Origin of the sequence: Paraburkholderia nodosa, assembly GCF_001718195.1 — a bacterium.
GTDB classification, from domain to species: Bacteria; Pseudomonadota; Gammaproteobacteria; order Burkholderiales; family Burkholderiaceae; genus Paraburkholderia; species Paraburkholderia nodosa_A.
Genome location: NZ_MCNV01000010.1, coordinates 89,725 through 111,322, shown reverse-complemented (window position 1 = coordinate 111,322; position 21,598 = coordinate 89,725). Strand labels below are relative to the sequence as shown.

19 protein-coding genes are annotated in these 21,598 nt (G+C 66.0%); 11 read left to right on the top strand and 8 right to left on the bottom strand.

Annotated features, from left to right (window positions below; genetic code table 11):
• Positions 1-28 precede the first annotated feature (28 nt).
• The gene (locus BFD71_RS18930; protein WP_069265828.1) at positions 29-1,780 is read right to left on the bottom strand and encodes an IlvD/Edd family dehydratase; all 1,752 of its coding nucleotides are present in this window, start codon (positions 1,778-1,780) and stop codon (positions 29-31) included.
• 166 nt (positions 1,781-1,946) lie between these two features.
• On the opposite strand from BFD71_RS18930, the gene BFD71_RS18925 reads away from it, so the two are divergent.
• Both BFD71_RS18925 and BFD71_RS18920 read left to right on the top strand, forming a co-directional pair.
• Positions 1,947-2,930 carry a LysR substrate-binding domain-containing protein gene (locus BFD71_RS18925; protein WP_069265827.1) on the top strand — a complete coding sequence of 328 codons (984 nt, stop codon included), beginning with the start codon at positions 1,947-1,949 and terminating at the stop codon, positions 2,928-2,930.
• A 34-nt stretch (positions 2,931-2,964) separates the two neighbouring features.
• A complete protein-coding gene (locus BFD71_RS18920) occupies positions 2,965-3,825 on the top strand; it encodes a class I SAM-dependent methyltransferase (protein WP_069265826.1) in 861 nt (286 codons plus the stop codon).
• A gap of 78 nt (positions 3,826-3,903) precedes the next feature.
• On the opposite strand, the gene BFD71_RS18915 is transcribed toward BFD71_RS18920, so the two are convergent.
• The 7 genes from BFD71_RS18915 to BFD71_RS18885 all read right to left on the bottom strand — a co-directional run bounded on the left by BFD71_RS18915 (position 3,904) and on the right by BFD71_RS18885 (position 12,687).
• Positions 3,904-4,710 carry a tetratricopeptide repeat protein gene (locus BFD71_RS18915; protein ID WP_176732914.1) on the bottom strand — a complete coding sequence of 269 codons (807 nt, stop codon included), beginning with the start codon at positions 4,708-4,710 and terminating at the stop codon, positions 3,904-3,906.
• Positions 4,711-4,739: 29 nt separating this feature from the next.
• Positions 4,740-5,666: a non-homologous end joining protein Ku gene (gene ku / locus BFD71_RS18910; protein WP_069265983.1), complete on the bottom strand. Its 927-nt coding sequence runs from the start codon at positions 5,664-5,666 to the stop codon at positions 4,740-4,742.
• A 76-nt stretch (positions 5,667-5,742) separates the two neighbouring features.
• Positions 5,743-8,259, bottom strand: coding sequence for a DNA ligase D (gene ligD, locus BFD71_RS18905; RefSeq protein WP_069265824.1), 2,517 nt, complete (start codon positions 8,257-8,259; stop codon positions 5,743-5,745).
• A 228-nt stretch (positions 8,260-8,487) separates the two neighbouring features.
• Positions 8,488-9,228: a 3-ketoacyl-ACP reductase gene (locus BFD71_RS18900; protein WP_069265823.1), complete on the bottom strand. Its 741-nt coding sequence runs from the start codon at positions 9,226-9,228 to the stop codon at positions 8,488-8,490.
• A 364-nt stretch (positions 9,229-9,592) separates the two neighbouring features.
• Positions 9,593-9,844 carry a hypothetical protein gene (locus BFD71_RS18895; RefSeq protein ID WP_256094801.1) on the bottom strand — a complete coding sequence of 84 codons (252 nt, stop codon included), beginning with the start codon at positions 9,842-9,844 and terminating at the stop codon, positions 9,593-9,595.
• 84 nt (positions 9,845-9,928) lie between these two features.
• Positions 9,929-11,884, bottom strand: a complete 1,956-nt coding sequence (locus BFD71_RS18890) for an AI-2E family transporter (RefSeq protein ID WP_083245349.1) — start codon at positions 11,882-11,884, stop codon at positions 9,929-9,931.
• A 170-nt stretch (positions 11,885-12,054) separates the two neighbouring features.
• Positions 12,055-12,687: an MlaC/ttg2D family ABC transporter substrate-binding protein gene (locus BFD71_RS18885; protein WP_370684290.1), complete on the bottom strand. Its 633-nt coding sequence runs from the start codon at positions 12,685-12,687 to the stop codon at positions 12,055-12,057.
• Between the two features lie 550 nt (positions 12,688-13,237).
• On the opposite strand from BFD71_RS18885, the gene BFD71_RS18880 reads away from it, so the two are divergent.
• From BFD71_RS18880 to BFD71_RS18840, 9 genes are all read left to right on the top strand, one after another.
• Entirely contained in the window at positions 13,238-14,104 is an 867-nt protein-coding gene (locus tag BFD71_RS18880) for an STAS domain-containing protein (RefSeq protein WP_069265820.1), read from the top strand.
• Between the two features lie 40 nt (positions 14,105-14,144).
• A complete protein-coding gene (locus BFD71_RS18875; RefSeq protein ID WP_069265819.1) occupies positions 14,145-14,504 on the top strand; it encodes an STAS domain-containing protein in 360 nt (119 codons plus the stop codon).
• Positions 14,505-14,546: 42 nt separating this feature from the next.
• Positions 14,547-14,972, top strand: a complete 426-nt coding sequence (locus BFD71_RS18870; RefSeq protein ID WP_069265818.1) for an ATP-binding protein — start codon at positions 14,547-14,549, stop codon at positions 14,970-14,972.
• On the top strand, positions 14,957-16,084 hold the full coding sequence (locus BFD71_RS18865) for an ATP-binding protein (RefSeq protein ID WP_069265817.1): 1,128 nt from the start codon (positions 14,957-14,959) through the stop codon (positions 16,082-16,084). The genes BFD71_RS18870 and BFD71_RS18865 overlap by 16 nt, the downstream gene beginning before the upstream one ends.
• Positions 16,077-17,486, top strand: coding sequence for a sensor histidine kinase (locus BFD71_RS18860; protein ID WP_069265816.1), 1,410 nt, complete (start codon positions 16,077-16,079; stop codon positions 17,484-17,486). The genes BFD71_RS18865 and BFD71_RS18860 overlap by 8 nt, the downstream gene beginning before the upstream one ends.
• Complete coding sequence (locus tag BFD71_RS18855; protein ID WP_069265815.1) at positions 17,483-19,006, top strand: ATP-binding response regulator; 1,524 nt, start codon at positions 17,483-17,485, stop codon at positions 19,004-19,006. The genes BFD71_RS18860 and BFD71_RS18855 overlap by 4 nt, the downstream gene beginning before the upstream one ends.
• Before the next feature lie 154 nt (positions 19,007-19,160).
• Positions 19,161-19,538, top strand: coding sequence for a DUF2306 domain-containing protein (locus BFD71_RS18850; protein ID WP_069265814.1), 378 nt, complete (start codon positions 19,161-19,163; stop codon positions 19,536-19,538).
• On the top strand, positions 19,535-20,677 hold the full coding sequence (locus BFD71_RS18845) for a sensor histidine kinase (protein WP_069265813.1): 1,143 nt from the start codon (positions 19,535-19,537) through the stop codon (positions 20,675-20,677). Before BFD71_RS18850 ends, BFD71_RS18845 begins: the two co-directional genes overlap by 4 nt.
• Positions 20,674-21,573, top strand: coding sequence for a LytR/AlgR family response regulator transcription factor (locus BFD71_RS18840; protein WP_083245332.1), 900 nt, complete (start codon positions 20,674-20,676; stop codon positions 21,571-21,573). Before BFD71_RS18845 ends, BFD71_RS18840 begins: the two co-directional genes overlap by 4 nt.
• The last annotated feature ends 25 nt before the right edge of the window (positions 21,574-21,598 follow it).

Below are 21,598 nucleotides of genomic sequence, written 5' to 3'. Positions count from 1 at the left end.
GCGCGCCCTGGCTCATTGCATCAACCGCTCAGTGCGAATGCCGCGGCACCGCCGCCCCGCGCTTGCCCACGAGGAAGTCGAGGTCGCAACCCTCGTCGGCCTGCAGCACGTGATCGACGTAAAGGCGCGCGTAACCGCCCTTGCCCAGCTGCTCCGCCACGCCGGGCGCGGCCGCCGGATCGACATCGCTCAGACGGCGCGCGAGTTCCTCGTCGCTGATGTCCAGATGCAGGCGACCCGATTCGCAGTCCAGCTCGATCCAGTCGCCGTTGCGCACCGCCGCGAGCGGGCCGCCCGCCGCCGCTTCGGGCGCCACGTGCAGGACCACCGTGCCGTAAGCCGTGCCGCTCATGCGCGCGTCGGAAATGCGCACCATGTCCTTCACGCCCTGGCGCAGCAGCTTGGGCGGCAGGCCCATGTTGCCGACCTCGGCCATGCCGGGGTAGCCGCGCGGGCCGCAGTTCTTCATCACGAGGATGGAGTCCTTGTCGACATCGAGCGACTCGTCGGCGATCGTCGCCTTGTAGTGGTCGAAGTTTTCGAACACCACGGCGCGGCCCCGATGCTTGAGCAGCTCGGGCGTGGCCGCCGAAGGCTTGAGCACGGCGCCGCGCGGCGCGAGATTGCCGCGCAGGATACAGATGCCGCCGTCCGCGATCAATGGGTTGTCGAGTTGACGGATCACTTCATCGTTGTAATTGGGCGCCTCGCGCACGTTGTCCCAGATGGACTTGCCGTTGACCGTGAGCGCATTGGGATGCGGCAGGAGGTTCGCTTCGCCGAGCCGGCGCAGCACCGCCGGCAGGCCGCCCGCGTAATAGAACTCTTCCATCAGGAAGCGGCCCGACGGCTGCAGATCGACGATGGTCGGCGTGTTGCGGCCAATGCGCTGCCAGTCTTCCAGTTCGAGATCGACGCCGATGCGCCCGGCAATCGCCTTCAGGTGAATCACGGCGTTGGTCGAGCCGCCAATCGCGGCGTTGGTGCGGATGGCGTTCTCGAACGCTTCACGCGTGAGGACCTTCGAGAGCTTCAGGTCTTCCAGCGCCATCTGCACGATGCGGATGCCCGACATGTGCGCGAGCACGTAGCGGCGCGAATCGACGGCGGGAATCGCGGCGTTGTGCGGCAGCGAAACGCCGAGCGATTCGGCCATGCAGGCCATCGTCGAGGCAGTGCCCATGGTGTTGCAGGTGCCCGCCGAGCGCGACATGCCCGCTTCGGCCGAAAGGAACTGATGCAGGTTGATCTCGCCCGCCTTCAGCTCCTCGTGCAGCCTCCAGACGACCGTGCCGGAGCCGATGTCACGGCCTTCGTGCTTGCCGTTGAGCATCGGGCCGCCGGTCACGACGATGGCGGGCACGTCCACGCTCGCCGCGCCCATCAGCAGCGCGGGCGTGGTCTTGTCGCAGCCGCACAGCAGCACGACGGCGTCGATGGGGTTGCCGCGAATCGCCTCTTCCACGTCCATGGAGGCGAGATTGCGCGTGAGCATCGCCGAGGGACGCAGGTTCGATTCGCCGTTCGAGAACACCGGGAATTCGACCGGGAAGCCGCCCGCTTCATAAATGCCGCGCTTCACGTGCTCGGCGAGCTTGCGGAAATGCGCATTGCAGGGCGTGAGTTCCGACCAGGTGTTGCAGATGCCGATGATCGGGCGACCATCGAATTCGTGATCGGGAATGCCTTGATTCTTCATCCAGCTTCGGTACATGAAGCCGTTCTTGTCCGTGGTGCCGAACCACTGTTGGGAGCGCAGTTTGGGTTTGGTATCCGACATCGTGTTCGTTGTGTAGAGCGAGTAGTTCGCCGAGTGCTTCGAGCGATGGATTCGGGACAGTCTACGGAGAAGTCTGATAACCTCCTAATGAAATAATGGACGCTTCCGATATCGAAATCGGCATTGGTATAAACACCTAAAACTATTTGGGAAATCAGGCGGAGACATGCTCGATACGAGCCCCTGGTACGTGCGCACGCGGCTGAAAACGCGGCAATTGCTCCTCGTCGTGGCGCTGGCGGAGGAAGGTAACATTCACCGCGCGGCGGCGGCGCTGAACATGACGCAGCCCGCCGCCTCGAAGCTCCTGCGCGAGCTCGAAGACATGCTCGGCGCGGTGCTGTTCGAACGCATGCCGCGCGGCATGCGGCCCACGCTGTACGGCGACGCGCTGATCCGCCACGCGCGCGCCGTGCTCGGCAGCCTGGACCAGGCGCAGGAGGAACTGAGCGCGCTCAAGGCCGGGCGCCTTGGCCACGTGGCGGTGGGCGCGATCACCTCGCCGGGCGTGCGCGTGCTGCCGGCGGCCGTTGCGGCGGTCAAGCGCACGCATGCGAACCTGCGCGTCTCCGTGGAGATCGACGCCAGCAACGTGCTGCTCGAACACCTGGCGCAAGACAAGCTCGACGTGGTGCTGGGCCGCCTGTCCGCCGAGCACGACAAGCTCCAGTTGCGTTACGAACCGCTCGCGGGCGAGCCCGTGTGCGCCGTGGTCCGGCCGGGGCACCCCATGCTCGTGGCGGCGCAGGACGAAGCCCGACCGATCGCGCTCGCCGACATCGCGCGCGCCACGTGGGTCGTGCCGCCCGTTGGCAGCGTGCTGCGCCACCGCTTCGAGCTGATGTTCCAGCGCGCGAGCCTCGCGCCCCCATCGAACGTGGTCGAGACACCCGCGCTGCTGTTCATCACTCGCGTGCTGGAGCAAAGCGACATGATCGCCGTGCTCACCGAAGACGTGGCGCGCTACTACGCGGCGCACGGCATGGTCGCGATCCTGCCCGTGCCGATGGATTGCCAGATGGACGACTTCGGCATCATCACGCGCGCGGACGGCCTCCTCACGCCCGCGGCGAGCGTGATGATCGAGGCGTTGCGGCAGGTGAGCGCCGACATCTACGGGACACACGGCCGCGAGCCAGGCGCGCGATAATCGTGCGACGAAACCCGCGCGAGAGGACCGAACCATGCCCGCCAGCCATCCCGCCGCTCCCGACAGCACCGCCATTCGCGTCGCGCTGTGGCGCGCGCTGCACGTCCAGGTCGACGATGCGCCCCACGTGCTCGAAGACGAAACCGGCATGCAGATCGCCGCACCGGAGTCGAACTGGCGCGAGCGGCCCGATATGCACCCTGAAGGGACGCGCGGTTATCGTGCCTCGATCGTCGGGCGCGCGCGCTTTGTCGAAGACCTTGTCGCCGAACAGACCGCTAACGGGCTCGCCCGCCAGTACGTGCTTCTCGGCGCGGGACTCGACACGTTCGCCCAGCGCCACCCCGAAATCGCCTCGCGCCTGCACGTGTACGAAGTGGACAAGCCGGGCACGCAGACATGGAAGCGTCAGCGGCTCATGGAGCTGGGGTATCGCGAGCAGGCGTGGCTGCGCTTCGTGCCGGTGGATTTCGAAGCCGGCGAGACGTGGTGGGAACGGCTCGCCGCGGCAGGGTTCGATGCCGCGAGTCCCGCGGTGATCGCCTCGACGGGCGTTTCCATGTATCTCACGCGCGAGGCGAACCTCGCGACGTTGCGGCAGATCGCGCAGCTCGCACCGGGCTCGACGCTCGTCATGACCTTCCTCCTGCCGCTCGAACTCATCAACGAGCCCGAGCGCTCGCAGCATGCCGCCGTGTATGAACGCGCGAAGGCGGCGGGTACGCCGTTCGTGAGCTTTTTCGCGCCCGATGAGATGCTTGCGCTGGCAAGCGAGGCCGGGTTGCGCAATGCGCGTCATGTTTCGACCGCGGATCTCACCGCACTTTACTTCGCAGGACGAAGCGATGGGCTGAGGCCGGCTAGCGGGGAGTCGATTCTGGTGGCGACGGTTTGAGGCGGGGTTGTCGCGGTCTGTGCGGGGAAAGCTGTGTTTTTGCGCACATGCCGGCCAACTTGCCACCTTCTGCACGGTCTAGGTAGTCAACCGTCGATACGCGCTCAAATGACGAACCAAACCCTGCGGGTCGCCACGTCTTTCGAGCAGCATGGCCAGGTTGTGGTGAGCGTCCGCGTACGTCGGGTCGAGTTCGAGGCAGCGCATATAGCTTCGCTCGGCGTCTTCGAAGCGTCCCAGCTCCTCGAACGCAATCGCGCGATTGAAGTGCAACACGGCATCGTCGGGAAAGTGAGCCAACGCCTCATCGAATACATGCAGCGCATCTTCGCACCGGGATTCGAGTTCACACAGCAGCGCGCCCAGGTCAACGTAGGCAGGATAAAAAGGTTGCGGCGATAGCGCGATAGCCTTCTTGTACGCCCGTTCAGCGCCGTTCACATCGGATGCTCTCAACTGTTCGCCGAGGTCGTACCACTCCTGCGCCTGATGCGCGAGATTCTTTTGAGCAGGCGCCGAGTCGAGAAACACGACATCGCCCTTGATCTGCGCCACTTCGAAATCCAGCAGGAACTGACCGGTGGCGGCATCCCACTGCGAAGGACCCGTTCGCACGGCCACGTCGTTGCCGACTGCCGATACGCGAATCCCCGTAAGCGGTAACTGATCGGGCAACTCGTCTCTGAGCCGCGTGAGCGCCATGATGATCTTGCGCGGTGGAATACGCGCATCGCGCAGCTGCAACGCCGTACGCAGCAGCACGACGTCCTGGAACGTGAAGCGGTAGGCGTTTCGCGGTCCGCGTGACGGGTTGACGAATCCTGCAGCAATGAGGCCCGATACCACCCTCCGGGAAACGCCCAGCATGGCCTGCAACTCGCGCATCGAAATTTCGCGCGCGGCGACTTGTGGCGTCACTTGCGTGCCCGCACCCTGGCAGGCGCTTCAGCGGGCGCCTTGGTGGCACGCGCCGGCGGCTTGCGCGTCCTGGGCGCGACAGGCAGTTCGGTAACGGGCTCCGCGCTCTTGCTACGCTTGGGCGCCGGAGCGGCCTTCGCTTTCGCGCCACCCTTCAAACTCGCCCGCAATGCATCCATCAGGTCGATAACCTGTCCGCCACCCGCAAGCTCTTCGCGAGCCTCGTGAACGACGACCTGCTTGCCTGCGATCTTTTCGTCGATGGCTGCGAGGATGCGCTTCTTCTCTTCGTCTTCGTACGCAGTCGGGTCGTAATTGTCCTCGGAGCCCTGCTCGATAATCTGCAGCGCGAGTTTCATCTCGGTATCGGATACGTCGACATGTTCGACATGGAGATCAGCCAGCGAGCGAACCTCGTCGGCGTACAGCAGTTGCTGAAAGACGAGTCCATCTTCTTCGGGGCGCACCTGCACGATCCGCGTCCGTCCTTTCGACGCCCATTTCGCCAACGCGCAGCGACCGCTCTGCACGAGCGCCTGCTGCAAGAGGCTATACGGCTTGCCGCCGCGCTTGTCGGGTGCAATGTAGTAGGCCTTGTCGTAGAAGACCGGGTTGATCGCCTCTTCCGGGATGAAGGCCATGATTTCGACGACATGGCTCGCAGCGTCTTCCAGCGCCTTTAGCTCGTCGGTGGTGAAGACCACGAAGCGGTCCTTTTCGAATTCGTAGCCCTTGTTCATGCTCGAGCGCTCGACGACATCGCCCGTCTTCTCGGAGACGTATTGCTGCTTCACGCGCGAGCCGTCGGGCGCCAGCATGTGAAACCGGATGTCGGACGAACTCTCGGTAGCGGTATAGAGCTTCACCGGAATCGAAACGAGCCCGAAGGACAGCGTCAGGGAAGCAATTGAGCGGGCGGGCATGGACTTCTCCTCGCGGATTTGCAGGTTCGGCACGTCGCTCACGCAAAGCGCGTGCCGCCGCCGAGTGGCGGTCGTTTCATTTTAGGCGCTTTATCGCCGGTGCCAACGATTGCGACCCCGACCAGTAATCGGCCCACGGGTCCTGCTGCTGGAAGCTCAGATACTCGCGGGCCGTTTGTACGGTCCACTGCGCCCCGCTCTTGAGGTCATTCAACTGCTCCCAGGCGACCGGCATCGAGACGCCCATCCCGGGTCGCGCACGCGCGGAAAATGCCGCAGCGGTGGTCTGTGCCTTGCCGTTGCGCAAGTAGTCGACATAGACCTTTCCGACCCGGTTCGAAGCCCCGGCGGTCGCCGAAAAGCGCTCGGGAATCGTCTTCGCCAGATGCCGCACGAATGCCTGCGAGAACGACTTGACCGCATCGTAGTCCAGCCGCGGCGCAAGCGGCACGACGACGTGCAAGCCCTTTCCGCCGCTCGTCTTCAGCCAGGCGTGCAGCCCCAGTTCCGACAACAACGTTTGAACCAGCAGCGCCGCTTCCTGAACGCGTCCCCATTTCACGCCCTCGCCTGGGTCCAGGTCGAAGATGACCCTGTCGGGCTTGTCGAGTCGTCGAACGGTCGAATTCCAGGTGTGAAACTCGACGGCGTTCATCTGTGCCGCCGACAGCAGCGCATCGACCGTGTCGACGCTCAAGAGGGGCGGATGATTCGGCCAGAGACTGCGGTCGTGAGCCGTCAATCCGGGCATGCCTGTTCTCTCGGCATGCTTCTGAAAGAACAGGTCTTCGGCGATGCCTGCCGGCGCGCGAACCATCGCAATGGGCCGGGCCTTCAGGTGAGGCAGCATCCGCTCCGCGATACTCGCGTAGTAGCGCACGAGGTCCGCCTTCGTGACACCCGTCGATGGGTCGACGACGCGTTCCGGATGCGTGATTTTCAGCTTCAGTTGCGGCTCCGGCGCCTGCGTCTTCCCCCCCTCCCGGACGACGCCGCCTGGCGGCTTGTCGATGCGCAGACCTCTGAACGAGGCCTGCCGGATGACGCCATCGGCGGTCCAGTCCGCGAATTCGACCTCTGCGACGAGTTCAGGGCGAACCCACCGCTCACTGCCGGCCGAGCGCCGGGCCCACCGGCGCGACCTCGCGACGTCGACTTCAAAGGGTGCCGCATCGACTTCGAGCGGCGTCAGCCGCGCCCACAGGTCCCGCGCGATCCTGGCGTCCCAGCCGGTGCCGACGCTTCCAGCGTCGCGAAGCCTGCCGTCTGCGTAATAGCCAAGCAACAGGCTGCCAATCTCCCCGTCTTTACCGCCTCGGGCCGTGAACCCGCAGATGACCAGTTCCTGCCGGAGCCGGGATTTTGCCTTGAGCCACGTCTGGGTCCGCCCCGACTCATAAGGCGCGTCGCGGCGCTTGAGCATGAGGCCTTCCAGGCCCAGGCCCGAGGCGGCCTCGAACAGTTGGGTCGGGGGCGCCTCGAAGTCCTCGCTGAACCGGATGTGCTCACCGGCATCGTGAAGAAGCTGCGCGAGCAGCATGCGCCTCGACCACAGCGGCACCTTCCTGAGGTCTTTCCCGTCGAGGTACACCAGGTCGAACAGGAAGTAGACGATGTCTTGATTCGCGTTGCCGTCTATCGCATCTTGCAACGCAGCGAAACTGGGAAGGCCGTTTTTGAGGACGGTGATTTCGCCATCCAGCCACGCGCTGTTGAGCGCAAGCGCCTCGACCTCTGCTGCAAGCGCGGGAAACCTCGCTGTCCAGTCATGACCGCCTCGTGTGATGAGTCGCACACGGCCTTTGGCGACGCGGGACAGCATGCGATAGCCGTCGAGCTTGGCTTCCGTTACCCAATCACCGCTTGTGGGAAGTGATGGCGCCAGGGTCGCGAGTTGGGGCTCGAGCCTGGCAGGCAACGGAGCAGACACCGCCGCGCAAAGGTCGATCTCCGACGATTCGCTGCGCGCCGGCCTCGCTGCCCGCGGCGCACGTTCCTCGATGAGCCCGAGCGGCTTCGCCGTCACGCTATCGGGAAGCGCCTTGATGACATCGTATTCGGCAAGCGGCTGCGCCCAGGCATCGCGCTTCTTGAACAGCATCCACTGGTCTTGCCTGTCGCCGGGCTTCGATATGCGGACCAGCTCCCAGAGTCCGGCAAGTTTTTCGCCGTGGAGACGGAAGACCAGCTTGCCCGCAGTCATCCCCTCACGCGGATCACCGACGGGTTCCCAGGTGCCACGGTCCCAGACGATCACGTCGCCAGCGCCGTATTGCTTTGCCGGAATGGTGCCTTCAAAACCCGCGTAGTCGGCAGGATGGTCCTCCACGTGAATGGCCATCCGTTTTTCCTTCGGGTCGTAACACGGACCTTTGGGTACGGCCCATGAGAGCAATACCCCGTCGAGTTCGAGCCTGAAGTCGTAGTGCAGCCGGCTCGCCCAGTGCTTCTGCACGACGAAGCCCAGATGTCCATTTTCAACGGGCGAACTGGCAGCCGGCGGCGCCGGTTCAGGCGTGACACTGAAATCCCGCTTTTTTCCGTAGCGGGAAAGCGGCGGTGATGACGGATTGCGGTCGCGGGTCGAGGCCATGACGATAGTCTAGGAAGAACTCTCGCCTGGTGCGTCGCAAGTGGAACGCGTGGCGCGAATGCGCGAGCGCGCCTGCCTCACGTGCCCTGCGCTGCGGTTTCCGGCCGCCGCTTCCAGACCCAGCACAAAACCGGCGCCCCAAATACGAGGCGGGAGCCGGCATTTCGCCGCTCCCGCCAGATCACTTCGTTGTGCTCACAAGCACCGCGCAAGAAGCCGCGGCAATGCTCAGCTCATGTGCAGGCCGCCGTTGAGCGAGAAGTCCGCGCCGGTCGAGAAACCTGCTTCGTCGGACGCGAGCCACGCCACGATCGAGGCAATTTCCTGCGGCTCGCCGAGGCGCCGCACCGGAATGCTGTCGACGATCTTCGAGAGCACTTCGGGCTTCACCGCCTTCACCATGTCCGTGCCGATATAGCCGGGAGAAACGGTGTTGACCGTCACGCCCTTGGTCGCCACTTCCTGCGCGAGCGCCATGGTGAAGCCGTGAATGCCGGCCTTGGCCGTAGAGTAATTCGTCTGACCGAACTGGCCTTTCTGCCCGTTGACCGACGATATATTGATCACCCGCCCAAAGCCCCGCTCGATCATGCCGTCGATCACCTGCTTGGTCACGTTGAAGAGGCTCGTGAGATTGGTGTCGATCACCGCGATCCAGTCTTCGTGCGTCATCTTGCGGAACACGACGTCGCGCGTGATGCCGGCGTTGTTGACGAGGATGTCGATCTCGCCGACGTCCTTCTTCACCTTCTCGAACGCGGCAGCCGTGGAGTCCCAGTCGGCCACGTTGCCTTCGGACGCGACGAATTCGTAGCCCAGCGCCTTCTGCTCGTCGAGCCAGCGCGCCTTGCGCTGCGAGTTCGGGCCGCAGCCCGCGACCACCGTGTAGCCATCCTTGTGCAGACGCTGGCAGATGGCCGTTCCGATGCCGCCCATGCCGCCGGTCACGTAGGCAATACGCTTTGCCATAGATCCTCCTTTTGCTTTAGGGGGTAGGTGAGTTGGGAAAGACTCTGGAGGATGGAGTCAGTTTGACGAGCGCCACCAAGCCGGGCGATGGGGAAATACCCGTACAGGAAAACGCCTGCCGCAATCCTTCCGTAAGACAGCGTGCGCCGGCCTTCGCTCCATACCGCCGGAGAACCGACTCAGCGTAGCAGCGCCCTTTGGGGGACACAAGACGATCACGCCTTCGGGCGTGGGCAAAAGCACACAATTACCTGGCATGCCTCAGTAAATGCAAGCGGGGAAATGTGTTTTGCATAAAGATACGGCCCGGCTCCATTCGAGGCCGGGCCGCGCGCAGGCTCACTGCGGGAGAATCAGACAAGCATCAAAGGCCGGCGGCGAGGCGCTCGTTGCCATACCCCTCGGGCAAACCCGTCACGTATTCCAGCCGCCCCACGGCTTCGAGCAGCGAGCGGCCGGCAATCGTGAGCGACAGCCGGCGGTGGCCTTCCGTCCAATGCTCGAGCGCAACCAGCTGACGCTCGAGCAGCGTGTCCAGTTCCTGGCGATTCATGTCGATCTGGTCCGGCGAATGGCGGACCAGCATCAGCGTGGCGAATTCCTTAGGGCTCAGCAATGTCGTCTCCCAGTAACTTTCATGCCGCAACCAGGGGCACAGGGCCGCATATATTCGAGCCTTAATGTGACACGGGCATGACTGTCACAATTTTGCTCCCGCACTATATTGATCCTGCATATCCGGTGCTGCCGCCCCCTTTTCGCTTTGCGGCGTGTGTGCCGGCACGAGCGCCGCGCCGCATTCCTCCACGAGGTTGCGCAGCGAGGTCGGGAAGAGCGTGCCGGGATCGTCGGCAATGCCTGCGCCGTCGTCGCGCAGCGCCGCGCCGATGCCCACCACGATGGTCGCGTCGGGCGCACGCTCGCGCAGGCGCCGCACAAGATTGCGCAGGTACGGCGCCGACTCGGGCGCATCGAGCGACACCAGGCAGATGGCCGGCGAGCGCTCGTCGATCATGGCCCCGCGCGTGGCGCGCACTTCGTCGTAGGTGGTAGCCGTGCAGGGAATGTTGCGCCGCATGAGCAACTGGCCGACGATCGCCACCGCCACGTCGTCGAACGCGCCGCGTCCGGGTACGCAGAGCACCTCGCCCGCGTCCGGCGAGAGCGTGAACTCGATTACCTTCGCGCCTTCGTCCGCGCCTTCGACGGACTTCCTGGCGCTCTCCTCCTCGGCTGCGGTATGGCGAGAATCGTCCACGGATTCGAGATCCTCGACGATATCTAGCAGCGCCTGGTTGATGCGTGCGACCTGCTCGCCGGGCAGCACGCCGCGCAAGGCGTCGTTGCGCGCGAAGCGCAGGCCCTCGAACACCACCTGCTCGTAGTAGTCGATGAGCGGCATGCTCGTGAGCAGCCGGTCCGCCTGCAGCAGCGCTTCATGAGGATCGTCGGCGAGCAGGCGCTGGTAGCAGGTTTGCGCAGGCGTGAGCGCGGGCTGGTCGCCGAGCAGGATCGTGAGGAAGTTCAGCCGGTCCACGTAGCGGCCCAGCGTGACGATGCACAGCGTGAGCGGCGTGGAAAGCACCAGCCCCACGGGCCCCCACAGCCAGCTCCAGAAGATCGCCGCCACTACCACGGCCAGCGGCGAAAGGCCCGAGCGCTTGCCATAGACCATCGGCTCGGCGAACTGCCCCGCCACCACGTCCACGACGATGAAGAAGATCAGCGTCGTGACGCCCATGGTCCACTGCGGCTGCGTGGCCGCGGCGACGATGGTCGCCATGATCGCGGCGATCCAGATGCCGATGTACGGCACGAAGCGCATGAGCGCCGCCACCGCGCCGAACAACAGCGCGCCCGGCACGCCGATGCCCGCCAGCCCCAGCGCGATCACGCCGCCCACCGTGACGTTCACGCCGACTTGCGCGACGAAGTAGCGCGAGAGCCGCTGCGAGGCGTCGTTGATGGCGGTTGTGGTGCGGTGCAGGTCGTCTGAGCCGAACACGCTGATGAGCCGGTCGCGCAGATCCTCGCGCTGGAACAGGATGAAGATCGTCACCACCAGCACAATGAAGGTCGTCTCGAGCGGCGCGATAGCTGGGGCGAGCGCCTTTTGCGCGAGCGTAAGCGGCGTGGGGGCGGGATTATGGATCTCCACGGGCATGGGCTGCTGCGGCTGATTGCGCGCCGCGCGCCCGCGCGGCTGCGGCGGCGCGGGCGGCGGCGTGGGCGTCACACGCTGCAGCGCGGTGGCGGCTCGCGACATCAGCGAATCGGCGCGGCCTACGGTTTTTTCCTGCACCGTTTGCACTTTCTGCTCGATCTCTTCCTGGTACTGCGGCAGGGAGGCGGAAAGCTGGTAGACCTGCGCGGCGATCAGCGCGCCCACACCGGCAAGCGCGAGCACGGTGGAAAGCACCGCAACGAGGATGGCGAGGAACTGTGGCAGATGAAAGCGCCGCAGCGTGGTCACGAGCGGCGCCAGCAGAAAGCTCAGCAGCACCGAGAGCGTAATGGGAATCAGCACCGCACGCCCAAAGTACAGGCCGCACACCACGACCACGCCGGTAATGACGGAGGCGAGGCTGTGCAGCGTCGGCGGGCTTGGCGGAAACACCCGGTTGCGTCGGCCCTGCGGCGGCAGCGGGAAATTCATGTCGGATCGGATCGGCAAAAAAAGAAACATCGGGGCCGCGCGGGCTCGGGCAAGCGCACGGCCCATCTATACGCACGAGGCGCACCTGGAAATGGTACAGCGCCTCCATACGTGAGGCGTAGCCGTCCAGATTTTCGCAGGTCGCGAGAGGCGGACGCAAAAACCGCACGTCACTGCGTCTGCGTCTTGCCCGTGACGAGCTCCTGGTTGCGCGCGGTCAGGAACTGGATGAGCCCGTCCACGCCGCCCTGCTGGATCTTCTCGTTGAACTGCTGGCGATAGGTCTGGATCAGCCACGCACCGAGCACGTTCAGGTCATAAAGGCGCCAGCCCTGCGGCGTCTTGTACAGGCGGTAATCGATTTCAACCGGATTGCTGCTGGTCTGCGCGAGCGTGCGCACGACGACGTCGGTGTCTCCTGGCGAACTGCGCATGGGCGGGTACTCGATCTTCTGGTCAGGCTTGAGTTGCGCGATGGCGCCCGAGTAGAGATGGATCAGCAGCAGCTGGAACTGCTGCTCGATCTGCGCTTGCTGCTCGGGCGTCGTGGTGCGCCAGTGCGGCCCCATGGCGAGGCGCGTGGTGCGGCGAAAATCGACGTACGGAAGAATGTCGCGGTTGACGATATCCTGGATGCGCGCGATATCGTCGGGCGCGATGGCCTTCGTGCGGACCTCGTCGAGGATCTGCTGCGTGGCGGTCTTGATGAGCGCCTGCGGGTCCGACTGGTCCACCTGGGCCGATTGAGCGAATGCCGCCGTAGCGGGCAGGAACGACAGACACCACGCAAGCAGCGCGGTCATGCGGAATAACCTGGTCATCGATATCTCTGGGCAATGGCGGGAGAGGCGAGCGGGCGCGAAATCGACAAACCGCACGCTTCGCGCAAGCGCACGCCAGCGCTCAGTCTAGCGGGTCGGGCGGGGTCCGGTCGGATCCCTGTGCGGCTCGTGCGTTCATGCCTTCACGCGCGGGGCGTGCGAGCCCGCGCACCGGCTTCCGAGGAACGCCTCCAGCCCGAAAGGCGCTACGGCAAAGCAAGTTACATACCATTCCATGACATAGCGCGCCACCCGAAAACAAGGCTCACTCATCTGCACATAACGACCGCCCTGTAAAAACTACAAGCGCGTCATGGCAAAGCGGACGCTCCGTGCGCTGCAGGCCCAGCAGTCGTTGCGCGGACCAGCGGGCACGAAAAACGCATGCAGCCCCACGCCCGCCCGTTCGCTCGCCTTGACTGACCGCGTAATCGGTTCAATTGCCATGCAATTGGGATCGAATCGATACGAGGGTGCAAGGTTCAGCGGTTCGTCCCGAAAGGAGGCGTGGCCCCATCGCTCAGGAGATCGCATGAACACACCGGAACAGGTTCGCATTGCGGACATCCTCGGCCAGCATCGCGACACGCTGCTCGCGGAATGGCTGCGCCTGCATCTGCCGATCGCGCTGCGCCGCGGCCTTGCGATGGAGGGGGAAATTCGCGAGCAGTTTTCGGCGTTCCTGAATGTCTTTCTCGACACGCTGCCTAACACCGGAACCTTCGATTCGGGCAGCCCGGACTGGGAGCCGGTGCGCGCATTCCTCGCGGACATGTCGGCGCATCGCGCACGTCAGGGCTACACGCCTGTCGAGACGGCCACCTTCGTGTTCTCGTTCAAGGAGCCGCTCTATGCGCGGCTGCGCGAGGCGTATGCGAACAACGCCGCCGAGCTCGCCCATGTGAGCTGGCAGATCAACCTGCTGCTCGATGGCTTCGGCATCTACACCACCGACATTTTCCAGAAGAGCCGCGAAGCGATCATCGCGCGCCAGCAGGAAGAACTGCTCGAGCTTTCCACGCCCGTCGTGCAGCTTTGGGAAGGCATCCTCGCGCTGCCGCTCATCGGCACACTCGATTCCGCGCGCACCCAGGTCGTCATGGAGAGCCTGCTGCAGAAGATCGTCGACACGGGTGCGGGCCTCGCGATCATCGACATCACGGGCGTGCCCACCGTCGACACGCTCGTCGCGCAGCATCTGCTCAAGACCGTGGCCGCCGCGCGCCTCATGGGCGCGGACTGCATCATCAGCGGCATCCGCCCGCAGATCGCGCAGACCATCGTGCATCTGGGCGTCGATCTCACCAACGTCACGACCAAGTCCACGCTCGCCGACGCCTTCGTCATCGCGTTGCAGCGCATCGGCGCGACCATCATCTCGCCGAAGGCCACGACCTGAACGCCACTCAGCGCCACTGAAGCACGGGGAACCGCACACGATGGAACGCATTCCGATTCTGCGCCTCGGCGACTGCCTGATCGTCACGATCCAGGTGGACATGCACGACCGCCTTGCGATCGCACTGCAGGACGACCTTACCGAGCGCATCGTGAAAGAGTCGGCCAAGGGCGTGCTGATCGACATCTCGACGCTCGACGTGGTCGACTCGTTCATCGGCCGCATGATCAGCAACACGGCCGCCATGGCGATGGTGCTCGACGCGCAGACCGTGGTGGTCGGCATGCAGCCGTCCGTGGCGATCACGCTGGTCGAGCTCGGTCTCACGCTGTCGGGCGTGCGCACCGCGCTGAACGTCGAAAAAGGCATGGCGCTGCTCAAGCAGCGGCAGCTCCGTTGAGTCCGATGACTCCGTTAGCTAGCACGTCTCTTGCGTTCAACCATGAATAGCAACGACACGACCGGAAGGCTTGCGGCCCAGGTGAGCCTGAGATCGGACGAGGAAATCGTCCGGCTGCGACAGATCGTGCGCGACGCCGCGATCGCGCAGGGTTTCTCGCTCATCGAACAGACCAAGTTCGTGACGGCGGCGAGCGAGCTCGCACGCAACACGCTGCAGCACGGCGGCGGCGGCGATGCGCGGCTCGACGTGCTGGAAAAAGGCGTGCGCGTGGGACTGCGGCTCTCGTTCGTCGATCAGGGTCCGGGTATTGCTGATATCGGGCGCGCGCTGCAGGACGGCTTCACGAGCGGCAATGGCCTGGGACTCGGCCTCGGCGGCTCGCGGCGACTGTGCGACGAGTTCACGATCGAATCGACACCGGGCAGCGGTACAACGGTCACCATCACGAAATGGAAAGTACGCTAGACGGCGCGGCCGGTTCTGCCGGCGGCACCCACCGCTCCTTCGAGATCGGCGACGCCAGCGGCGTCGCCTTTGCACGCCGCGGCGCCAGCGAAGCCGCGCGCTTTGCGGCGCTCAGCGAGACCGACGCCGGCCGCCTCGCGATCGTGCTCACGGAAGCGGCCACCAATATCCTCAAGCATGCCGGCCACGGCGAACTGCTCGTGCGCGCGCTGGAGGGCGCGGTGGAGCTGATCGCGCTCGACAGCGGCCCCGGCATGGCCGACGTGGGCATCGCCCTCGCCGACGGCCACTCCACGACCGGGACGCCCGGCACCGGGCTCGGCGCGATCCGGCGGCTCTCGAACCAGTTCGCCATTTACTCGCAGCCGGGCGCGGGCACGGTGTTGCGCGTGCTCGTGCAGAAAAGCGGCGTCAACGCAGCGCTCGCGGCATTCACCCGACCCGAGATCGGCGGGGTCTGCGTGCCTTACCCCGGCGAGGAAGTCTGCGGCGACGGCTGGCAGGCGCAGGCCGACCAGAGCGGCCTCACGCTCGCACTCGCCGATGGGCTCGGCCACGGTGCCGAAGCCCACGTGGCCGCCGTGGCCGCGCTCGACGTGTTGCGCCGCCGCGCCGGCCTCGCGCCCGCCGCACTCATGGAACTCTCGCACGCGGCCCTGCGCCCCACGCGCGGCGCGGCGCTCGCGCTCGTGCGCATCGATCTGGCGCGCGGCGCGCTCGCGTTTTGCGGCACGGGCAACATCTCGGCGGTCGCGTATGGCGCGGGCCGCCCCATCGATAACCGCGCTTCGACCGGCCACGCGCAGCGCTCCGCCGGCGCAGGCACACCACCCGCGCGCGAGTGTTATCAGCTCGTCTCGCGCAACGGCATCGTGGGCCACACGATGCGCGGCACCCAGGAGTTCGAGCTGACGTGGAGCGAGAACGCGCTCCTCGTCCTGCATTCGGACGGCATCGGCACCCGCTGGGACCTCGCCGCCTGGCCCGGCCTCGCCAACCAGCCCGCCGCCGTGATCGCGGCCGTTCTCTACCGAGACTTCGCGCGCCGGCGCGACGACGCCACCGTCGTCGTCGTGCGCGCCCGCCCCGGAGTACAGTTGAATCATGAATAAGCCCCTGCTGCGCATCCGGCTGCAAACCGCCCAGGACGTCGTCGCCGCGCGTCGCCGCGCGCGCGAGCTGGCCGCCGGACTCGGCTTCTCGCCGCTCGACCAGACGCGCATTGCGAGCGCCGTCTCCGAAATCGCCCGCAACGCGTTCGAATATGCGGGCGGCGGCGAAGTCGCCTTCGCGCTGGAAGGCGAGCGGCCGCGCGAAGCGCTCGCCGTGCAGGTCAGCGACCAGGGCCCCGGCGTGCGCGAACTCGAAGCCGTGCTCGACGGCACTTATCGCTCGCCGGGCGGCATGGGCCTCGGCATCACGGGCAGCCGCCGCCTCATGGACCGCTTCGAGATTTGCTCGTCGACTGGCGGCACGACCGTCACCATGACGCGCGACTTGCCGCACGAGCGCGGCGAGGCGAGTGGCCCGGAACTCGAGCGCATCGTGCACGAACTCGCCGCACGCAGTCCGCAGGAAGGCGCGCATGGCGACTCGCTCGAAGAACTGCAGCAGCAGAACCGCGAACTCGTGACGGCGCTCGACGAACTGCGCGAACGCCAGGAAGAACTCTCGCGCCTCACGCAGGAGCTGGAAGCGACCAACCGCGGCGTGGTGGCGCTCTACGCCGAACTCGACGAGCGCGCCGAGGAGCTGCGCCGCGCCGACATGATGAAGACGCGCTTTCTCTCTAACATGAGCCACGAATTGCGCACACCGCTCAGTTCGATCCGCGCGCTCGCCAACCTGCTGCTCAACCGGCTCGATGGCGACCTGAGCGTGGAGCAGGAACGCCAGGTCAAGCTGATTCTTTCGTCGGCGGAAAGCCTGGGCGAGACCGTGAACGACCTGCTCGATCTCGCGAAGATCGAAGCCGGCAAGACCGAAGTCGTGCCCACGTGGTTCGATGCCGCCGACCTCTTCGCCGCGCTGCGCACCATGCTCATGCCGCTGCTCGATACGCCGGAGGTCACGCTCGACTTCGGTTCCACGGCAGGCCTGCCGCAGCTTTACACCGACGAACCCAAACTCACGCAGATCCTGCGCAATTTCGTCTCGAACGCGCTCAAGTACACCGAGCGCGGGCAGATTCGCGTGGGCGCCCAGTGCATGCCCGGCGACGGCGACGAAGCGCGCATCACCTTCTTCGTTGCGGACACGGGCATCGGAATTGCTCCCGAACACCACCAGATCATTTTCGAGGAGTTCGGCCAGGTGCAGAACCGCCTCCAGCAGCGCGTGAAGGGAACGGGTCTTGGCCTGCCGCTGTGCCGCAAGCTTGCGGCGCTGCTGGGCGGCGAAGTGGGCGTGGAAAGCGAGCCCGGCGTGGGCTCGACGTTCCGCCTGAACGTGCCGGTGTGCCTCGCGACGTCCGTCGAGGACGAACCCGAGACCTCCGGGGACGCGGCGCCATGAACGCGCAGACCACGCTGATCCTCAACGTCGACGACAACGAAGGCGCGCGCTACGTGAAGTCGCGCGTGCTGCGCCACGCCGGCTACGCCGTGATCGAAGCCGCGACGGGCCAGGCCGCGCTCGAAGCCGTGCGCGAACAGGCGCCTGCGATCGTGCTGCTCGACGTGAAGCTGCCCGACCTCAGCGGCATCGAAGTGTGCCGCCTTATCAAGGCAGACCCGGAAACGAACTCCACGCTCGTGCTGCAGACCTCCGCCGCCGCGGTGCAGACGCGCGACAAGATTCTCGCGCTCGACGGCGGCGCCGACAGCTACCTCACCGAGCCCGTCGAGCCCGCCGAGCTGGTGGCGAACGTGCGCGCGCTCCTGCGCCTCTACGCGGCCGAAAAAGCGCTGCGCGACGCCGACCGCCGCAAGGACCGCTTCCTCGCGACACTTGCGCACGAACTGCGCAATCCGCTCGCGCCGATTCGCAACGCCATCGCGCTACTCGACCCGCGCCATGGCGCGAACGATGTCATGCGCGCCGACGCGCGGCAGATCGCGAGCCGCCAGGTCGAGCATCTCGGCCGCCTCGTCGACGACCTGCTCGACGTCTCGCGCATCTCGCACGGCAAGATCGCGCTGCAGATGAGCACGCTCGACCTGCGCGAGATCGTCCAGACCGCCGTGGAAACGAGCCGGCCCTTCCTCGACGCGAAATCGCAAACGCTCACGGTCGAGATCGACTGCGAGCCGTGCCACGTGACCGGCGACGCGATACGCGTGGCGCAGATCATGAGCAACCTGCTTTCCAACGCCGCGAAGTACACGGCCGAAGGCGGCCAGATCGCGTTGCGGCTCGAACAGGACGTCTACGAGATCCTGATTCGCGTGCGCGACAACGGCATCGGCATCGCGCCCGACGAGCTGCCCTACGTGTTCGAGCTCTTCATGCAGTCGCGCGAAGCCGTGAAGCGCGCCGACGGCGGCCTCGGCATCGGCCTCGCACTCGTGCGCGAACTCGCGGAACTGCATGGCGGCTCGGTGAGCGCCCATTCGGACGGGCTTGGACACGGCTCGGAATTCGTCGTGCGTCTGCCGCTCGCGCGGGCGTCGCAGTGCGAAGCGCCGCGCGACGAAGCGCCGGGCGCCGGGGAACAAATCGCGCCGCCGCGCCGCCGCGTGCTGATCGCCGACGACAACGTCGATTCCGCTACTTCGCTGCTCATGCTGCTGGAACTCGAAGGCCACGAGGTGCGCGTGGCGCACGACGGACCGAGCGCACTCGCGCTCGCGCAGAGCTTCCTGCCCAACGTCGCGATTCTCGACATCGGCTTGCCCGGCATGGACGGTCACGCGCTTGCGAAGGCGCTGCGCGCCGGGCCGGCCACTGCGCACGTGCAATTGATCGCGCTGACGGGCTACGGCCAGGAGCGCGACCGCCAGGCAGCGAGCGAGGCAGGCTTCGACCGGCATCTCGTCAAGCCCGCGCCGTTCGAAGAGATTCTGCGGGAAATCGACAACGCGCCGCCGGATTGAGTGGCGCCGCGCGGTCCGGCCGCCGACCGTTCGCGCCACCCAGGCCCCGTTCGCGCCCGTTTCCCCACACTTCGTCGCATCCCCCTCGCCCGCCCCGCCCCCACTCACCACACTGCAGACATCGCCCCCGCTCGACCCGCCATGGAGAGCCAGCATGTCTGCCATCATTGCTGCGCACGTCGTCGCCGCAACACTTTCTGTCATACTCGGAACCGCCGTCATGCTGGCCGAAAAGGGCAGCGCGCGGCACAAGTGGCTCGGCCGCCTCTGGGCACTGACGATGTTTACCGCCGCGCTCAGCTCGTTCGATATCCGCGAGCTGCATCCGGGGCATCTGTCCTGGGTGCACGGCCTGTCGCTGCTGACGTTCGTAAGCGTCGGGCGCGCCATCTGGGCGATCCGCCACGGCAACGTCCGCGGCCATCGCCTCGCCATGCGCGGTTCGTTCTTCAGCCTCATCGCGGCCGGTCTTGCCGCCGTTGCGACGCCGCACCGGTTGCTCAACCTCATCGTCACGAGCTGGTTCGCATGATTCCTGGCATGCACGTCGAGTTTCCGAACGCCGCCGCCCGCCTCCCCGCGCCGACGGCCAATGTCCTGCTCGCCGGGTTCGCGCGCGAGGGCGTGATCGTCGTCATAGGCAATGCGCTGATTGCGGTCGCGCTCACCGCTGCGGGCGTTCACGAGCGCTTCATCGACAACCTCGTCTTCAGCCAGGCGATCGGGCTTTCGATCATGCTGCTGCTCGACGTCGCCCGCTTCTTTCTGCAACGCCAGAATGCGCTCACGGGGCCGCGCCTCGCGTTGGCGATGGTGCTCGCCATCGTGCTCGGCGCGTCGCTCGGGCGCGGCATCGCGAGCGTGGTGCTCGGAATCGGCTTGCACAACGCGTTCGCGACGAAGGATCTCGCGCTCACCGGCTGGATCGCGCTGACCGCCACGCTGCTGGTCACCTGGTATGGCTGGTCGCGCACGCGCATTGCCGAGCTGAGCGAACAGGTCGCGCGCACGGCATGGCAAAAGGAAGCCGCAGAGCGCACGGCGCTCAGCGCGCGCCTGCAGGCGCTGCAGGCGCAGATCGAGCCGCACTTTCTCTTCAACACGCTGGCGACGCTCGACAGCCTGATCGCGTCCGACCCGCCGCGTGCGCGCGAACTGCTCGCAAGCCTCAACCGCTTCCTGCGCGCGACGCTCGAGGCCTCGCGCGCGCAAAGCGAAACGCTCGCGGTGCAGTTCAAGGTGCTCGACTCGATGCTCGCCGTGCATGCCATGCGTATCGGCCCGCGCCTTGCCTACGCGCTCGCCCTGCCGCACGATTGCGCCGACCTCCCGGTGCCGCCCATGCTGTTGCAGCCGCTCGTGGAGAACGCGCTCAAGCATGGCATCCAGGGTGCGCTCGAGGGCGGCAGAATCGACGTTGCCGCACGGCGCGACGGTGACCATGTCGAGCTGAGCGTGACCGATACGGGCCCGGGTTTTGGCGCGACGCCGGGCACCCAGGGCGCGGGCGTCGGGCTAGTGAACGTGCGCGAGCGGCTCGCGGCGCTCTATGGCGAGCAGGCGGCGCTCACGCTGATCGAGAACGTGCCGCATGGCCTCGTTGCGCGGGTGCGGCTGCCGCTGCCGCTGCGCGATACTGTTGGTGCAAGCGTGCAGGAGTCCCGATCATGAAACGCCACGCGCCCGCAGATACGGCGCAACACGGCGACGCCTCGCACCGCTCGCCCGACACCCCGACCGCACTGATCGCCGAGGACGAGCCGCTGATCGCCGCGGCGCTTGAGCGCGAACTGGCCGCCGCGTGGCCGGAACTGCGCATCGTGGCAACGGCCGGCAACGGCCAGGAAGCCATTGAACGCATCGGCGCGCTGACGCCCGACGTCGCGTTCCTCGACATCGCCATGCCGGGCGCGACCGGCCTCGATGTCGCGCGCGCGTGCGCGAATCTCGCCGCGCCGCCGCAAATCGTGTTCGTGACCGCCTACGACGCCTATGCCCTCGAGGCCTTCGAGGCCGCGGCCATCGACTATCTGCTCAAGCCCGTGGAGACTGCGCGGCTCGCGCGGACGGTGGAGCGCCTGCGCGTCCGGCTCGCGCGATCGGCGGCAAACGACGCCGAGGCGCCGCAGATGCAGGCCGATCTGCAACGCGTGCTGCGCCAGCTCGAAACGATCACCCAGGATGTTCGCGAAGCGCGCGCCGGTGCACGAGCGGGCAATGCGGAAAGCGCCCCGCGCGGGGCCCCGCTGCGATATCTGCGCGCCTCGAGCGGCAACGACATCCGCATGGTGCCGGTGGAAGATGTTTTGTACTTCGAAGCAGCCGACAAATATGTCGTGGTCACGACGCACAGCGGCGAATTGCTGATCCGCACGAGCCTGCGAGAGTTATCCGCGCAACTGGACCCGGCGCGCTTCTGGCAGGTTCACCGCGGCACGGTGGTCAACGTGGATCAGGTGGAATGCGCCTCGGTCAGCGCGATCGGGAAGATGACGTTGAGGCTGCGCGGCCACGCGGGCGCTCTCGATGTAAGCCGCCAGTACGCACACCTGTTCAAGCAGATGTGACGCGCGCCACGAGAACGGCAAACGC

Bases quoted from the DNA above. Each gene is read 5' to 3' on its own strand.
- BFD71_RS18930 (WP_069265828.1), bottom strand. From the start codon at position 1,780: ATGTCGGATACCAAACCCAAACTGCGCTCCCAACAGTGGTTCGGCACC.
- BFD71_RS18925 (WP_069265827.1), top strand. From the start codon at position 1,947: ATGCTCGATACGAGCCCCTGGTACGTGCGCACGCGGCTGAAAACGCGG.
- BFD71_RS18920 (WP_069265826.1), top strand. From the start codon at position 2,965: ATGCCCGCCAGCCATCCCGCCGCTCCCGACAGCACCGCCATTCGCGTC.
- BFD71_RS18915 (WP_176732914.1), bottom strand. From the start codon at position 4,710: ATGCGCGAGTTGCAGGCCATGCTGGGCGTTTCCCGGAGGGTGGTATCG.
- ku (WP_069265983.1), bottom strand. From the start codon at position 5,666: ATGCCCGCCCGCTCAATTGCTTCCCTGACGCTGTCCTTCGGGCTCGTT.
- ligD (WP_069265824.1), bottom strand. From the start codon at position 8,259: ATGGCCTCGACCCGCGACCGCAATCCGTCATCACCGCCGCTTTCCCGC.
- BFD71_RS18900 (WP_069265823.1), bottom strand. From the start codon at position 9,228: ATGGCAAAGCGTATTGCCTACGTGACCGGCGGCATGGGCGGCATCGGA.
- BFD71_RS18890 (WP_083245349.1), bottom strand. From the start codon at position 11,884: ATGAATTTCCCGCTGCCGCCGCAGGGCCGACGCAACCGGGTGTTTCCG.
- BFD71_RS18885 (WP_370684290.1), bottom strand. From the start codon at position 12,687: ATGACCGCGCTGCTTGCGTGGTGTCTGTCGTTCCTGCCCGCTACGGCG.
- BFD71_RS18880 (WP_069265820.1), top strand. From the start codon at position 13,238: ATGAACACACCGGAACAGGTTCGCATTGCGGACATCCTCGGCCAGCAT.
- BFD71_RS18875 (WP_069265819.1), top strand. From the start codon at position 14,145: ATGGAACGCATTCCGATTCTGCGCCTCGGCGACTGCCTGATCGTCACG.
- BFD71_RS18870 (WP_069265818.1), top strand. From the start codon at position 14,547: ATGAATAGCAACGACACGACCGGAAGGCTTGCGGCCCAGGTGAGCCTG.
- BFD71_RS18865 (WP_069265817.1), top strand. From the start codon at position 14,957: ATGGAAAGTACGCTAGACGGCGCGGCCGGTTCTGCCGGCGGCACCCAC.
- BFD71_RS18860 (WP_069265816.1), top strand. From the start codon at position 16,077: ATGAATAAGCCCCTGCTGCGCATCCGGCTGCAAACCGCCCAGGACGTC.
- BFD71_RS18855 (WP_069265815.1), top strand. From the start codon at position 17,483: ATGAACGCGCAGACCACGCTGATCCTCAACGTCGACGACAACGAAGGC.
- BFD71_RS18850 (WP_069265814.1), top strand. From the start codon at position 19,161: ATGTCTGCCATCATTGCTGCGCACGTCGTCGCCGCAACACTTTCTGTC.
- BFD71_RS18845 (WP_069265813.1), top strand. From the start codon at position 19,535: ATGATTCCTGGCATGCACGTCGAGTTTCCGAACGCCGCCGCCCGCCTC.
- BFD71_RS18840 (WP_083245332.1), top strand. From the start codon at position 20,674: ATGAAACGCCACGCGCCCGCAGATACGGCGCAACACGGCGACGCCTCG.